This is a genomic window from Burkholderiales bacterium (assembly GCA_035543335.1).
Lineage (GTDB): Bacteria > Pseudomonadota > Gammaproteobacteria > Burkholderiales > JAHFRG01 > JAHFRG01.
Window position 1 is genome coordinate 25,665 of record DASZZH010000025.1, and the last position, 13,804, is coordinate 39,468.

At 58.3% G+C, this 13,804-nt stretch carries 16 protein-coding genes; 14 read left to right on the forward strand and 2 right to left on the reverse strand.

What is annotated here, in order from left to right:
• The first annotated feature begins 69 nt into the window (after positions 1 to 69).
• From VHE58_05240 to VHE58_05255, 4 genes are all read left to right on the forward strand, one after another.
• A complete protein-coding gene (locus VHE58_05240; GenBank protein HVS26685.1) occupies positions 70 to 825 on the forward strand; it encodes an ABC transporter ATP-binding protein in 756 nt (251 codons plus the stop codon).
• Positions 822 to 1,628 carry an ABC transporter permease gene (locus VHE58_05245; protein HVS26686.1) on the forward strand — a complete coding sequence of 269 codons (807 nt, stop codon included), beginning with the start codon at positions 822 to 824 and terminating at the stop codon, positions 1,626 to 1,628. The genes VHE58_05240 and VHE58_05245 overlap by 4 nt, the downstream gene beginning before the upstream one ends.
• 181 nt (positions 1,629 to 1,809) lie before the next feature.
• Positions 1,810 to 2,376: a redoxin domain-containing protein gene (locus tag VHE58_05250; GenBank protein HVS26687.1), complete on the forward strand. Its 567-nt coding sequence runs from the start codon at positions 1,810 to 1,812 to the stop codon at positions 2,374 to 2,376.
• Position 2,377: 1 nt separating this feature from the next.
• Positions 2,378 to 2,851 carry a protein-disulfide reductase DsbD domain-containing protein gene (locus tag VHE58_05255; GenBank protein HVS26688.1) on the forward strand — a complete coding sequence of 158 codons (474 nt, stop codon included), beginning with the start codon at positions 2,378 to 2,380 and terminating at the stop codon, positions 2,849 to 2,851.
• Between the two features lie 240 nt (positions 2,852 to 3,091).
• Here the strand turns inward: VHE58_05255 and VHE58_05260 are convergent, their stop codons facing one another.
• Positions 3,092 to 3,835 carry a sulfite exporter TauE/SafE family protein gene (locus VHE58_05260; GenBank protein HVS26689.1) on the reverse strand — a complete coding sequence of 248 codons (744 nt, stop codon included), beginning with the start codon at positions 3,833 to 3,835 and terminating at the stop codon, positions 3,092 to 3,094.
• Between the two features lie 237 nt (positions 3,836 to 4,072).
• Entirely contained in the window at positions 4,073 to 4,513 is a 441-nt protein-coding gene (locus VHE58_05265) for a DUF1761 domain-containing protein (protein HVS26690.1), read from the reverse strand.
• Positions 4,514 to 4,892: 379 nt separating this feature from the next.
• On the opposite strand from VHE58_05265, the gene VHE58_05270 reads away from it, so the two are divergent.
• The 10 genes from VHE58_05270 to VHE58_05315 all read left to right on the forward strand — a co-directional run bounded on the left by VHE58_05270 (position 4,893) and on the right by VHE58_05315 (position 13,778).
• Positions 4,893 to 5,177 (forward strand): zinc ribbon domain-containing protein, encoded by a 285-nt coding sequence (locus VHE58_05270; protein ID HVS26691.1) that lies wholly within the window; start codon positions 4,893 to 4,895, stop codon positions 5,175 to 5,177.
• Positions 5,174 to 5,779, forward strand: a complete 606-nt coding sequence (locus tag VHE58_05275; GenBank protein ID HVS26692.1) for a DUF502 domain-containing protein — start codon at positions 5,174 to 5,176, stop codon at positions 5,777 to 5,779. The genes VHE58_05270 and VHE58_05275 overlap by 4 nt, the downstream gene beginning before the upstream one ends.
• Positions 5,780 to 5,832: 53 nt before the next feature.
• Positions 5,833 to 7,620: an aspartate--tRNA ligase gene (gene aspS / locus VHE58_05280; GenBank protein HVS26693.1), complete on the forward strand. Its 1,788-nt coding sequence runs from the start codon at positions 5,833 to 5,835 to the stop codon at positions 7,618 to 7,620.
• Positions 7,621 to 7,777: 157 nt separating this feature from the next.
• A complete protein-coding gene (gene nudB / locus VHE58_05285) occupies positions 7,778 to 8,221 on the forward strand; it encodes a dihydroneopterin triphosphate diphosphatase (protein ID HVS26694.1) in 444 nt (147 codons plus the stop codon).
• Positions 8,222 to 8,339: 118 nt separating this feature from the next.
• Positions 8,340 to 9,437: a quinolinate synthase NadA gene (gene nadA / locus VHE58_05290; protein ID HVS26695.1), complete on the forward strand. Its 1,098-nt coding sequence runs from the start codon at positions 8,340 to 8,342 to the stop codon at positions 9,435 to 9,437.
• A gap of 116 nt (positions 9,438 to 9,553) precedes the next feature.
• A complete protein-coding gene (locus VHE58_05295) occupies positions 9,554 to 9,967 on the forward strand; it encodes a quinol oxidase (protein ID HVS26696.1) in 414 nt (137 codons plus the stop codon).
• Complete coding sequence (locus VHE58_05300; GenBank protein ID HVS26697.1) at positions 9,964 to 11,025, forward strand: stilbene synthase; 1,062 nt, start codon at positions 9,964 to 9,966, stop codon at positions 11,023 to 11,025. The genes VHE58_05295 and VHE58_05300 overlap by 4 nt, the downstream gene beginning before the upstream one ends.
• 12 nt (positions 11,026 to 11,037) lie before the next feature.
• On the forward strand, positions 11,038 to 11,757 hold the full coding sequence (locus VHE58_05305) for a methyltransferase domain-containing protein (GenBank protein ID HVS26698.1): 720 nt from the start codon (positions 11,038 to 11,040) through the stop codon (positions 11,755 to 11,757).
• Positions 11,754 to 12,968 (forward strand): FAD-dependent monooxygenase, encoded by a 1,215-nt coding sequence (locus VHE58_05310; GenBank protein ID HVS26699.1) that lies wholly within the window; start codon positions 11,754 to 11,756, stop codon positions 12,966 to 12,968. Before VHE58_05305 ends, VHE58_05310 begins: the two co-directional genes overlap by 4 nt.
• A 57-nt stretch (positions 12,969 to 13,025) precedes the next feature.
• Positions 13,026 to 13,778, forward strand: a complete 753-nt coding sequence (locus VHE58_05315; GenBank protein ID HVS26700.1) for an endonuclease/exonuclease/phosphatase family protein — start codon at positions 13,026 to 13,028, stop codon at positions 13,776 to 13,778.
• Positions 13,779 to 13,804 lie beyond the last annotated feature (26 nt).

The following is a 13,804-nucleotide window of genomic DNA, read 5'->3' on the forward strand; positions in this document are numbered from 1 at the left end:
GACGGCAACCGGCATCAATACTCCATAATGATTTGAGTTAAAATCGAGTGTTTTCAACCCGCCTTACCCATGAGCGAATCCGTCATCGTCGTCGAAGCGCTCACCAAGCGCTTCGGCAAGGTACTGGCCTTGGACTCAGTGAGCTTCTGCGTCGGCCGCGGCACGACCTGTGCGTTGCTGGGCGGCAACGGCGCGGGCAAGACCACCACGCTTTCCATTCTGCTCGGCCTTTTGCTCCCTACCGCCGGCAGAATCGCCGTTCTCGGCGAGGACATTTTGCGCCACCGCTATCGCGTGCTGCCGCGCATGAACTTCACTTCGCCCTATGTTGATTTGCCCAAGCGCTTGACCGTCGCGGAAAACCTCGATGTGTACGCCCGGCTCTACGGCCTGGTTCAGGTGCGCGCGCGCATCCAGCGGCTCGCCGGGGAGCTCGAGCTCGGCGAATTTCTGCACCGGCCTTATGGCACGCTCTCAGCGGGACAGAGGACGCGCGTTGCGCTCGCCAAGTCGCTGCTCAATGAGCCCGAGCTGCTCCTGCTCGATGAGCCCACGGCCTCGCTCGACCCGGACATGGGCGACCGCATGCGCGGCTATCTGATGAGCTATCAACAGCGTGCCGGCGCCACGCTGCTGCTCGCCTCGCACAACATGCCGGAGGTGGAGCGCATGTGCGACGATGTGCTGATCATGCGCGAAGGGAAAATCGTTGATGGGGGCACGCCGCCGGCGCTGCTGGCGCGTTACGGCCGGGCCAATCTGGAAGAAGTGTTTCTGGACGTGGTGCGCCACCGTCGCGCCGAAGAGTTGGGGCAGACGGCATGAGCGCGGTGGCTTTCTCCTCCCGGCGCATCGGCGCCATGGTGCGGCGCCACGTCTATCTCATGCGCAAATCCTGGCCGCGCATCCTCGAGCTCATGTATTACCCGTCGGTGCAAATGATACTGTGGGGTTTCATCGCCAAGTTTCTCACCACCAATAGCTCGTGGGTGGCGCAGGCGCCGGGCTTGCTGATTGCCTCGGTTTTGCTGTGGGACATTTTGTTCAGAAGCCAGCTCGGCGTTTCGCTCTCCTTTTTCGAGGAAATGTATTCGCGCAACCTCGGCCATCTTTTCGTGAGTCCCCTGCGGCCTTACGAGCTGGTGTGTTCGAAGCTCGTCATCAGCCTGCTGCGCACGCTGATTGGCGTGGGCGGCGCGGCGCTTTTGGCGATACCGCTTTACCATTATTCAATTTTCAGCATGGGCCTGCCGCTGATTGCGTTTTTCGCCAACCTCATGGTGATGGGCTGGGCGATCGGCCTTATGGTTTCGGCGCTGGTGCTGCGCTGGGGCCTGGGTGCGGAAAATCTAGCGTGGGCGCTGATTTTCGCCGCCGCGCCGGTGAGCGGGGTGTATTACCCGGTGAGCGTGCTGCCCGGCTGGCTGCAGCCGTTTGCGCTGGCACTGCCCTCAAGCCACGTGTTCGAAGGCATGCGCGCGGTGATGATCGAACACCACTTTCGCACCGATCTCCTGCTCAACTCGCTGCTGCTCAACTTGATCTATCTTGTCGCGGGAGTGGCGATTTTCCTGGCTGCATTCCGCGCGGCGCGCAAGCGTGGGCTGTTGCTGCATATCGGCGAATAAATCGTGTCTGACCCTATTTATCCGCGCTGTTTTCCGCACAGCACTCGACAAGATTCCCGAAGGGTGTAGGCTATTGCTGCTACTCAGCGATGAGAGACAAGGGATGAAAGAAAGGGGGCCAGCCGGGTCTGCCGCGTGACTTCCGTGGGCGATGGCGACCCACTGGACTAGGAGGAGCATCATGAAGACATATCTTCGCGCTCTGCAACTTGGGCTATTGATGATACTGGCTGGCCTGGTTACGCTTTCCCAGGCGGAGCGGTGGAACTATCGAATCGGCGAGGTGGCGCCTGCGTTCAACCTCACCAGCCTGGACGGCAAACCGGTAAGCCTGGCGGATTACAAGGGCAAAATCGTTGTCATGAGTTTCATGACCTCGTGGTGTACGTTTTGCAACGCAGCGGCCCCGTATTTCGAACAGATCCGCAGGCAGTATCAGGACAAAGGGGTACAGACTCTGATCGTCGATGTGCACGAGGAGAAGGGCCCCATCGCCGAGTTCGTGAAAAAGCACAACCTGACGTGCCCGGTGGCCTTGGACCTGGATGGCAAGATTACCGAACGGTATGCACCGCCGCCCACGATTGCCCCGGACCTGAAGCGCGAAGAAACCATGATCGCCTCGTTCATGATCGTCGATAGACAAGGCAAGATTCGGTTCCTCTCGCTCAATGAGGATACGGCGAAATTTGACGCGAAGCTGACCAAGCTGCGGAAGCGCCTGGACGCGCTGCTAGCGGAAAAATAAGATGCATTCGGTTTCCGCCGGGCTTGCGTCGCTGGTTGTGCTGCTCGGCGCAGCCAGCGCTACGGCGGCGGACGTATTGAGTGTCAGGCCGCCTGCAGCGATATTGGCAACGGCCGGCCAGGATGCGGTCGCGGTAATTCAGGTAGCGGTGAAGCATGGCTATCATGTCCAGGCCAACCCGGTTAGAAACCCGAGCCTGATTCCTATTGTGCTCGATGTGAAACCTGATAGGACGGTCGTTCCCGGATCGCCAATCTATCCTTTGGCCAAAACCATGCGGCTCGATGGTTCTGACGAGGATCTAGTGGTGTATGACGGCACGTTTGTGATCCGGCTACCACTCAAGATCGCGCCAGATGCGCAACGGGGCCGGGTGACGCTGAGTGGAACACTGCGCTACCAGGCATGCGACGACAGGCACTGCCTGTTCCCGATTACTCTTCCCGTCAATCTTGTCGTCCAGGTGGGAGGTTAGCAAAAGAATGGGGTCAGTCTGACTCCCTTTTTTCGCAACCTGGCCTACATCGTTGCCGGTACCGCGATTTTTCTCGCGGCTTTCCGCGCGGCGCGCAAGCGCGAGCTTTTGCTGCATATCGGCGAATAAATCGTGTCTAATCCTATTTACCATTCGTTGTCCGTAGCCTAACGCTCCGGTTGAGCGGCCGGTTTGCCCGGCGTCTTGCGCCGGGTAAACCGGTCCGCCTCGAACCGGTTGTTAGGCCGTAAATATCATTTTCAAACCCGCGATTGCCAACACAACTGCCAACAGACGTTGGATCGTTGGATTTCCCAAACGACGACTCCCAAACTCTGAGCCGATATAGCCGCCAACGGCTGCTGCAAGTGCCCACCATGGCAAAGCGGTGGGAAGTTCTGGAGTTCGTGAAAGGAACCCCAGCAAGCCCGCAACGGAGTTGACCAGAATAAACGCCGCAGCAACTGCCGACACCCTTCGGGGCTCCGCCCAGCCTCTTAGTAAGAGAAGCGGACTCAAGAATATGCCGCCCCCGACGCCCGTTAACCCCGACAACAGCCCAATACCGGCACCCGCGACCATTGTAACCGGCAGAGGTTGGGGGTTGATTTCACGGGCAGTGAGTCGCTTCGCTTCGCGAAGCGACCGCCAAGCGGTACCGAGGAGCACCAGCCCGACAAGCGGTTTATAGATAGCGCCCGGGAGTGACAGAAACCCACCCAGAACAGCAAACGGAATCGAGGCGAGCGCAAACGGCCAAAAGAGCGACCACGAAAAGTGCCCAGCGCGATAAAACTTGATGGTTACGATGACTGAAACCAGGATGTTTAAGCTAAGTGCCGTCGGTTTCATTATTCCGGGCGCGAGGCCAAACAACGCCATAGCTGCAAGATACCCCGACGCGCCGGCGTGACCGACGGAGGAATACAGAAGCGCCGCAACAAAGATGAGGGTGGCTAGGGCGACAACACTTCCAACGTCCAAGGAGGCCCCCTTCTTATTTTCGGCCTAACTAGAAATAGATACCAGAAATGGTGTAATTAATTACCCATTTAATGGGGTATGTTTTCATCGTATAACAGGATCAATGCGCTATAAAGACGCAAAAAATATTGTCACCCGCGTCGTGTTCCGCGCGGCGCGGCCGATCAAGGCGACCAACAGGGTGCTCGAAGGGGCGAAGGGCTCCCGGCTGCTATGCCGATGATCCCGCGGTAGCGATCAGCGCCAATGGGCAAGAATCATCGCGATGACTTGAAGGTTCACAAAGTGGTATGCGGCATTCAGCCCAAACAGACTCCAACTCCTGTTCTCCCAGGCGACCGATCCCAACAGCATCGGGACAAAGAAGCCAATCCAGGTGAAAAAACCGCTGAAAAATCCGTAGACGTAGGACGGCGCATCTGCTCCCACACCCCACACCGACGGGCGCCAGACTTCGGCCGAATGCGCCAGGACATAGGCCGTCAGGAACGTCCCGAGCAGCGTCAGCCCCATCCCGCGCATCATGACTTTGGGATCGGGCTTGCAGTCCGTCGGCATCTTCATGAGACTCGCCCATTTTTTCCCGAACAGAGGCCCATGCCAGAGCCATCCGAAAAGGAAACTTGCGACGACGGCGGTGACCACCGCCAAGTAGTTGAGGTGAATGTCTGGATGCATAACTCCTCCTCGGTCATGAACCAATGACCACGATATCACAACCGCCGCGGTTGATGCCAAAGTTCCAGCAGGTCAGCCTGGGAAATGAGGTCTGACTGAGCTGACTGAACTGTCCCGGATTTCATGGACGGTTTAATCAAGATACACCGTTCATGGTCTCGAATTCCATGGGACTCAAGTAACTCAGACTCGCATGCAAGTGCTGCCGGCACCGCGATTTTTCTCGCCGCGTTCCGCGCGGCGCAAGCGCGGGCTTTTGCTGCATATCGGCAAGTGAGTGCCGCCGCTTGAATCGACTCCAGGCCGCCCCCATTTTTAGTCATCGCCTTGTTCCGGGGGCTTGAGCTATAATAGGCATCCTTTTGAATTTGGGGAATTTATGCCGATTTACGAGTATCGCTGCGCCGCTTGCGGGTTCCAGAAGGACTACCTGCAGAAGTTGAGCGACGCCCCCCTGACGCGCTGCCCCGCGTGCGGTGAGAAAAAACTGAGCAAACTCGTCTCCGCTGCCGGATTCCAGCTCAAGGGCAAGGGCTGGTACGCCACCGATTTCAAAGAGGGGTCCAAGCCCAAGCCCAAGCCGGATGACGCGAAAAAACCCGCTGCAGAATCCAAAGGGACTAAACCAGCGGCGCCGGCGGCTGCCCCGCCTGCCAGCAAATGAAAAAATACTTCATCACCGGGCTCCTGATTTGGGTGCCCATCGTCATCACTTTATGGGTGCTGAACTTGCTGGTCAGCACCATGGATCAAAGCCTGCTGCTGCTCCCCGAGCGCTACCAGCCGCGGAACCTGCTCGGCTTTCAGATTCCCGGTTTCGGCGTCATTCTCACCGTGCTGGTGGTGTTCCTTACCGGACTTTTCACCGCCAACATCATCGGGCAGCGCCTGGTGCGGATTTGGGAAGGCCTGCTTTCGCGCATCCCGGTGGTCAAGACGATTTACAGGAGCGTCAAGCAGGTGAGCGATACGCTGTTTTCCAGCCAGGGAGAGGCGTTTCGCAAGGCGCTGCTGGTGCAGTATCCGCGCCAAGGCTCGTGGATCATCGCCTTTCAAACCGGGCAGCCGGGTGGCGATGTCACCAATCATCTTAAAGGCGAATACATAAGTGTTTACGTGCCGACTACGCCCAACCCCACGTCGGGTTTTTTTCTGATGATGCCGAAGAGCGAGGTTATCGAACTCGACATGAGCGTGGATGAGGCGCTTAAATACATCATCTCCATGGGAGTCGCGGCGCCGGATACTCAGAAAGAAACCAACTAAAAACACGGCTTTCAGCCCGACTTCAATTCCGGAATTTCCGACCTTTAATCATGATGCGTACTGAGTATTGCGGCCTCGTCAGCCGGAAACATTTGCAGCAAAGCGTGACCGTGTGCGGCTGGGTGCACCGGCGACGCGACCACGGTGGGGTAATCTTCATCGACCTGCGCGACCGCGAAGGACTGGTGCAGGTAGTGTGCGATCCAGACCGCAAGGAGACTTTTCAGATTGCCGAAAAAATCCGCAACGAATACGTGCTGAAAGTCACCGGGAAGGTGCGCGAGCGTCCGGCGGGCACGACCAATCCCGACCTCATCAGCGGCGAAGTGGAAGTGCTGGCGCACCAGATTGAAATCCTCAACTCCTCGCTCACGCCGCCGTTCCAGCTCGACGACGAAAATCTTTCCGAAACCACGCGGCTCACTTACCGCGTGATTGACCTGCGCCGGCCGCAGATGCAGGCGAATCTGCGGCTGCGCTACAAGGTAGCGATGGCAGTGCGCAAATTCCTCGACGCGCACGGCTTCATCGACATCGAGACGCCGATGCTCACCAAATCCACGCCCGAAGGCGCGCGCGATTATCTGGTGCCGTCGCGCATCTATCCTGGCCAGTTCTTCGCGCTGCCGCAGTCGCCGCAGTTGTTCAAGCAACTGCTGATGATTGCCGGTTTCGACCGCTACTACCAAATCACCAAATGCTTCCGCGACGAGGATCTACGCGCCGACCGCCAGCCGGAATTCACCCAGATCGATATCGAGACTTCGTTTCTGGACGAAGGCGAAATCACCGCGCTCATAGAGGAGATGATTCGCGGCCTGTTCAGGGAAGTGATGCAGGTGGAGCTGCCCAAGCCGTTCCCGCGATTGACCTATCAGGAAGCGACGGCCAAATACGGCACGGACAAGCCGGATTTGCGCGTGAAGTCGGAGTTGACCGAACTTACCGATTTAATGAAAGCGGTGGAATTTAAAGTGTTCCGCTCGGCGGCGGAATTGCCCGATGGGCGGATTGCCGCGTTGCGCGTGCCGAAGGGCAGCGAGCTGACTAGAAAAGAGATTGACGACTACACCGCGTTTGTCGCGATTTACGGCGCGAAAGGGCTCGCCTATATTAAGGTCAACGACGCCGCGAAGCTGAACGAGGAGGGCTTGCAGTCGCCGATAGTCAAATTCCTGCCGCAGCCGGTGTTACGTGCCATCGTCGAGCGCACCGGGGCGCAAAATGGCGACCTGATTTTCTTCGGCGCGGACCAGGCGAAAATCGTCAACGACGCTTTAGGCGCGCTGCGCGTCAAAATCGGGCACGAAAGGGGCCATGCCCAGCAAGGCTGGAAGCCGCTGTGGGTCACGGATTTCCCGATGTTCGAGTGGAACGAAGAAGAAAAGCGCTGGGACGCGCTGCACCATCCCTTTACCTCGCCCAAGAACGGCCATGAGGCATTTCTCGACCAGGAACCGCAGAAAGCCATGGCCAAGGCCTACGATATGGTGCTGAACGGCTGGGAAATCGGCGGTGGCTCGGTGCGGATACACCGCGAAGACGTGCAATCCAAGGTGTTTCGCGCGCTCAACATCGGTGAAGACGAAGCGCGGCAGAAATTCGGATTTCTGCTCGATGCGCTGCAATACGGCGCCCCGCCGCACGGCGGCATCGCGTTTGGTTTGGATCGCATCGTCACCCTGATGGCGGGCGCGGAATCCATTCGCGACGTGATTGCTTTCCCCAAAACCCAGCGCGCGCAATGCTTGCTTACCCAGGCGCCGAGCCCGGTGGACGAGAAGCAGTTGCGGGAATTACATATCCGGCTGCGCGATATCGTCAAGCCGGCAGCGGATTAAAAAATAGGCGACGCAAAGTATTTTCGGGGCATCTCGTGAACATTCTGATGGATTCCCATTTAGGCAACGGATATTCAAGCGCTGCTCAGAGAATTCGCGTGATAAGCGAGGACTGGGCATGTCGCAACATCTTGAGCGTAACGCAAGAGTAGGTTTTATGGCCTACAAGATCCCGGTCTCGGTTCTCGTCGTCGTTTACACTCCAGATCTGCAAGTGCTGCTGCTGGAGCGTGCCGACCATCCCGGCTACTGGCAGTCGGTAACCGGCAGCCTGGGCAAAGACGAGACGCCGGAACAGGCCGCGATACGCGAAGTGAAGGAAGAGACCGGATTGGACGCGATGCGTTATCCCCTTGCCAATTGGGGGATTGAGAACGAATTTGAAATCTTTGCCGAGTGGCGACACCGCTACCCGCCGGGGGTAAAGAAAAACACCGAGCATGTGTTTGGCTTGCTGCTGCCGAAATCGCTGCCAGTGACGGTCGCGCCGCGCGAGCATCTGAGTTTTGCTTGGGTGCCGTATCAGGAAGCGGCGCAAAAGTGCTTTTCCTGGAGCAACCGCGCCGCGATTCTGGAGTTGCCAAGATTTATCTTGCATTAATATAAAGTCCAAGTACTTAATTGTGATGCAACGCCGGGCTGGAATTTTTGTCTTATTGTGATAACGTTAGCAGTATAATTAGCGGAGCGTTGGTACCCGAACTTTATGAGATTTTCCCATGCCAGTCAGCGCGATAGCTTTTGACCGGTTCGGCCGGATGCAGGACGAGGCCTGCGAGGAGCGCATCCTTGCGGCGAAGGCTGCTTTGGGCAAGCGCGCGGTGATTCTGGGCCACCACTACCAGCGCGCCGATGTGTACAGGCATGCCGATTTGACCGGCGATTCGCTGAAGCTCTCGCGTCTGGCGGCGGAAACTTCCGCCGAATACATCGTGTTCTGCGGCGTGCATTTCATGGCGGAAGTGGCGGACATCGTCACCCATCAAGAGCGCACCGTGGTTCTGCCGGACATGAACGCCGGTTGCTCGATGGCGGACATGGCGAACCTCGCCAAGGTCGAGCGGGTCTGGCGCGAGCTTGCCGAAGTTTTCAATCCCGAGCAAACGGTGACGCCGGTAACCTACATCAACTCCGCCGCCGATTTGAAAGCGTTCTGCGGCGAGCATGGCGGAATCGTCTGCACCTCCAGCAACGCCGGAAAAATTCTCGAATGGGGATTCAAGCAGCGTGAAAAAGCGTTGTTCTTTCCCGACCAGCATCTGGGGCGCTGGAGCGGGTACAAAATGGGCATTCCGCTAGAGGAAATGCCGGTCTGGGACCCCGACGAGCCGATAGGCGGCTTGAGCGCCGAACAAATCAGGAAAGCGAAAATCCTGTTGTGGAAAGGCCATTGCTCGGTGCACCAGATGTTCCAGCCGCAGCATGTGCTGAAATTCCGCAACCAGTATCCGGACGGCATCGTGATTTCGCATCCCGAATGCAATTTCGAGGTGTGCAAGCTTTCTGATTACGTGGGCTCGACGGAAACCATTCTCAAAACCGTGAAAGCGGGCAAGCCCAATACGCGCTGGCTGGTGGGCACCGAGCTCAATCTGGTGAGCCGCCTCGCGGAGGAAGTGAAGCCGGAAGGCAAAATCGTGCAGTTCATGGCGCCGACGGTGTGCATGTGCTCGACCATGGCGCGCATCGATCCCCAGCACTTGGCCTGGTCGCTGGAAAACCTGGCCGATGGCAAGGTGGTGAATCAAATCCGCGTGCCGCAGCACGACGCCGACCTGGCGCGGCTTGCCCTTGACCGAATGCTCGAAGTTTCATAGGCGCTTTTCTGTTCTCGCGTCCCCTCCTTTCCTAAAATTTGTTTTGAGGTGAATCTCCGGCCATGCCGTGGTGTCAAACCCAGCCTGCGGTTAGACTATTATCAGGGGGAAATGCCATGCAACGGTTTTTGTCCGGTTTCATCTGCTGTTTTGCCGTCGTTTCCAGCGGGCTGGTTTTTGCCGATACTCAGGAACAAGCCGAGACCGCCACGGTGGACAAGGACGGCGTGCAGCATGTGCGCATACTCGGCGGAAGCTATTTTTTCAAACCCAACCGCATCGTGGTTAAAAAGAACGTGCCGGTGGAGCTCTCGGTCAGCCTCGAGCCCGGCATTGTGCCCCACAGCATAGTGACCAAGTCGCCGAAGGCGGGCATCGCCTTCGATGAATCCCTGAGCAGCTCTCCCAAAATCATCACTTTCACTGCGACCGCCGCGGGGGAATACGCTTTTTATTGCAAAAATAAGCTGCCGTTTCTGCCCAGCCATCGCGAAAAAGGTATGCACGGCGTGATCGAAGTGGTCGAATGATGTTTATCGTCGGCCTGGGCACCGCAACCCCGCCGCAGCGCTACACGCAGTCGCAGTGCTGGGACGCGTTACAGACGAGCGAGCAATTCAAGCAACTTGACCGGCGCGCGCGCGCCATTCTGAAAAAGGTTTTGCTGGGTGATAACGGCATCCGCACCCGGTTTCTCGTACTCAACCCGTTGACTGAGGTTTTCGATTCTACTCCCGATAAACTCCATCAGCGCTTCACCCAGCACGCGCCGATTCTTGCCGCTCAGGCGGCCGAACGCGCCCTGCAACAAGCCGGTAATCAACCGGGGCAAATGGATGCCGTCATCATCAGCACCTGCACCGGTTATTTATGTCCGGGGCTCACCAGCTATGTGGCGGAACGCCTCCGCTTAAGGCCGGACGTGGTGGCGCTGGATTTGGTAGGACAGGGTTGCGGTGCGGCTTTGCCCAACATGCGTACCGCGGAAGCTTTGTTGGCCGCCAAACGCTGTCGGCGGGTGCTGTCAATTTGCGTGGAAATATGCAGTGCGGCTTTTTACCTGGATAACGATCCCGGCGTGCTCATCAGCGCTTGCCTGTTCGGCGATGGCGCCGCCGCCGCGGTGCTCTCCGACGAACCGAATTCCCACGGCCGCCGCATCGAATGGAAAGCCTCCACTACCTTGTGCAATCCGCTGGAGCGCGATGCGTTGCGCTTCGAGCAGAAAAACGGCATGTTGCGCAACATTCTCACGCCGCTGGTGCCGCGTCTCGCCGCAAGGCACGCCGAGGAGGTGCTTGACGAAGTGCTCAACAAATCGAGTATCTCACGCGGCCAGATCAGCGCCTGGATCTGGCACGCCGGCGGCCGCGATGTGCTTGCTGCACTCAGCGAACGGCTCGGTCTCACCGCAACCGATTTGCGCTGGAGCAGCAAGGTGTTAAGCGAGTTTGGCAACCTGAGCAGTCCGTTTGTTTATTTTGTGTTGCAGGCGGCGCTCATGGAAAACGCGCCGAACGGATGGTGGTGGTTGTCCTCCTTTGGCGCCGGCTTCAGTTGCCATGGCGCCTTGCTGGAAGTGGCTTAGAAGGAAGATTCCATGAGCCTGCTGCGTTGCGTGGAGCCCGAGTGGCTGGATGAATTGCCAGCGGATGATCCGCGCGCCATCCGCTCGCGACGTGACCTGCAGCGGGTCAACGTCTGGATGCTGCAGGTGGGCATCATGGAGCGCGCGCTGGCCAAGCACTGTGCGTACGATAAGCCGCACGTGCTGCTCGAGCTTGGCGCCGGCGACGGCAGCTTCATGTTGCGACTCGCGCGGCGGCTTGCGCCACGGTGGGAAAACGTCAAAGTGATTTTGCTCGATCGGCAGAACATCGTCAGCCGTGAAACCCGGGAAGGTTTCAGCACACTGCGATGGGAAGTCGAAACGGTCACAGCGGACGTGTTTGATTTTCTGGCGCAGGCAGGGCATCAAAGTGTGGATGTCATTACGGCAAACCTGTTTCTGCACCACTTTCCGAATCAAAAACTGATTCAATTACTGGCTCAAGCCGCACCAACCACGGGTTTGTTTGTGGCTTGCGAACCGCGGCGCACCATGCCGGCGTTTGTTGGCAGCCGACTGTTGTGGGCGATCGGTTGCAATGAGGTAAGTCGCCATGACGCGGTGGTGAGCGTGCGTGCCGGTTTTAGCGGTCAGGAACTCTCCGCATTGTGGCCGAAGAATGGCGAATGGCGAACGCACGAACACACGGCAAAGCTTTTCACGCATTGTTTTGTGGCGCGGCGTTGTGTCGCGCAAGGAACAACAGCGTGAAACATGATGCGCTCATCATTGGCGCAGGCCCTGCCGGAGGGGCCGCGGCGCTGATGCTTGCCCAAGCCGGCTGGTCGGTGGCTCTGGTGGAAAAATCCAGTTTTCCCAGGCGCAAAGTCTGCGGCGAATTCATTTCGGCTACCAGTCTGCCGTTGCTTCACGAGCTCGGCGTTGCCGGTTCTTTTCTCGAACTTGCCGGGCCGGAAGTGCGGCGGGTCGGTTTGTTCGCCGGAGAAACGGTTCTTACTTCGGCCATGCCGCAACCGCGGGGCTCCCTCGAAAGATGGGGCAGAGCCCTGGGGCGGGAGCATCTCGATATGTTTTTACTCACCGCTGCGACGCAAGCCGGGGCGAGAGTGTGGCAACCGTGGACGGCCACTGAATTGCAGCGTAACAAGAACGGGTATATCTGCAAAATAGCGGCAAAAGGAATCAGTAAAGAACTTCATGCGCGAATTGTAATTGCCGCACATGGTTCATGGGAACGCGGCACATTGTCTGCGCAAAGTCTTGACCGGGCACACAAGCCTTCCGACTTGCTCGCGTTCAAGGCGCACTTTAGGGAATGTGATCTGCCCTCTGATCTGATGCCGCTGCTGATTTTCCCCGGCGGCTATGGCGGGATGGTGCACAGCGACGGCGGGCGCGTGAGCCTTTCCTGTTGCATCCGCCGCGATGAGTTAGGGCGATGCCGGCATCGGTGGAAGAAACACAAAGCGGCAGAAGCGGTTTTGCAGCACATTCAGGCCTCTTGCCTTGGGGTGCGCCAGGCCCTGCGCTGCGCCAGTCTGGATGGCGCGTGGTTGTCTGCCGGACCCATCCGGCCGGGTATTCGCAAGCGCTACTCGAATGGCATTTTTCTGATTGGGAATGCCGCCGGAGAAGCGCATCCCATCGTTGCCGAGGGAATCAGCATGGCGATGCAATCAGCGTGGCTGTTGTGCCAACGCCTTATTGCGAGCCAGGATGACATTGTGGCGGGACGGGCTGTCGCTGAAGTCGGAAGAGACTATGCCACGGCCTGGAGCACAGGCTTTGCCGCGCGCATCCGCGCCGCTGCGGTGTTTGCCCATCTCGCGATGCGGCCAAACGCAGCACTCCTGCTGTTGCCGATGCTGAAGCGGTTTCCCGGGATTTTGACTTTCGGCGCGCAATTAAGCGGCAAGGCCAGGCCGATTATTTCTGTGCTTCACTCGCGAACGGCTCTATAATATTTTAATCACGACCCCTTTACTTCATCTGACCAGGAAAGCGCATAAATACGCGTTATGAGCAAGACGCTGCACGTTGCGACCTACAACATCCACAAGGGGTTTTCGCACTTCAACCGGCGCATGATGGTGCATGAGCTGCGCGAGCGCTTGCGCGCGATGCGCGCCGACGTGGTGTTCCTGCAGGAAGTGCAGGGCAACCACGACTATCATGCCGTGCGCTACGCAAACTGGCCGCGCACGCCGCAATACGAATTTCTCGCCGATTCGGTGTGGAGCGATTTCAGCTACGGCCGGAATGCGATTTACGACGCGGGGCACCACGGCAACGCCATTCTGAGCCGCTTTCCCATTGTGCGCTGGGACAACCAGGACATTTCCGCGCATCCGCTCGAGCGCCGCGGACTCCTGCACTGCGAATTGAAAATCGCCGGCTGGAATGAATATCTGCACTGCATCAACGTGCATCTGGGTTTGTTTGCGCGCTGGCGCAAAAAACAGTTGCAAGCACTGGGCGGACGAATTGAAGAGCTGGTGCCGCCGCATGCGCCGCTGATTATCGCCGGCGATTTCAACGACTGGCGCGGCCGAGCCGGGCGGGTTTTCGCCGAGGCGCTGGATCTGCATGAGGTGTTCGAGCAGATCCGGGGCCGGCCGGCGCGGAGTTTTCCCTCGGTGATTCCCTTGTTCCGGCTGGACCGCATATACGTGCGGGGTTTTCGCGTCGAGCGCGCGCACGTGCATCACGGCCGACCGTGGTCGAAAATTTCCGACCACGCCGCTTTGTCGGCGACCATGAGGCGCGTGTGACGCTTCCGGCGGTTGCGCGCCAAGGC

Excerpts from the sequence above, each read along its gene's own strand:
- VHE58_05240 (HVS26685.1), top strand. The coding sequence starts at position 70 with ATGAGCGAATCCGTCATCGTCGTCGAAGCGCTCACCAAGCGCTTCGGC.
- VHE58_05245 (HVS26686.1), top strand. The coding sequence starts at position 822 with ATGAGCGCGGTGGCTTTCTCCTCCCGGCGCATCGGCGCCATGGTGCGG.
- VHE58_05250 (HVS26687.1), top strand. The coding sequence starts at position 1,810 with ATGAAGACATATCTTCGCGCTCTGCAACTTGGGCTATTGATGATACTG.
- VHE58_05255 (HVS26688.1), top strand. The coding sequence starts at position 2,378 with ATGCATTCGGTTTCCGCCGGGCTTGCGTCGCTGGTTGTGCTGCTCGGC.
- VHE58_05265 (HVS26690.1), bottom strand. The coding sequence starts at position 4,513 with ATGCATCCAGACATTCACCTCAACTACTTGGCGGTGGTCACCGCCGTC.
- VHE58_05270 (HVS26691.1), top strand. The coding sequence starts at position 4,893 with ATGCCGATTTACGAGTATCGCTGCGCCGCTTGCGGGTTCCAGAAGGAC.
- VHE58_05275 (HVS26692.1), top strand. The coding sequence starts at position 5,174 with ATGAAAAAATACTTCATCACCGGGCTCCTGATTTGGGTGCCCATCGTC.
- aspS (HVS26693.1), top strand. The coding sequence starts at position 5,833 with ATGCGTACTGAGTATTGCGGCCTCGTCAGCCGGAAACATTTGCAGCAA.
- nudB (HVS26694.1), top strand. The coding sequence starts at position 7,778 with ATGGCCTACAAGATCCCGGTCTCGGTTCTCGTCGTCGTTTACACTCCA.
- nadA (HVS26695.1), top strand. The coding sequence starts at position 8,340 with ATGCCAGTCAGCGCGATAGCTTTTGACCGGTTCGGCCGGATGCAGGAC.
- VHE58_05295 (HVS26696.1), top strand. The coding sequence starts at position 9,554 with ATGCAACGGTTTTTGTCCGGTTTCATCTGCTGTTTTGCCGTCGTTTCC.
- VHE58_05300 (HVS26697.1), top strand. The coding sequence starts at position 9,964 with ATGATGTTTATCGTCGGCCTGGGCACCGCAACCCCGCCGCAGCGCTAC.
- VHE58_05305 (HVS26698.1), top strand. The coding sequence starts at position 11,038 with ATGAGCCTGCTGCGTTGCGTGGAGCCCGAGTGGCTGGATGAATTGCCA.
- VHE58_05315 (HVS26700.1), top strand. The coding sequence starts at position 13,026 with ATGAGCAAGACGCTGCACGTTGCGACCTACAACATCCACAAGGGGTTT.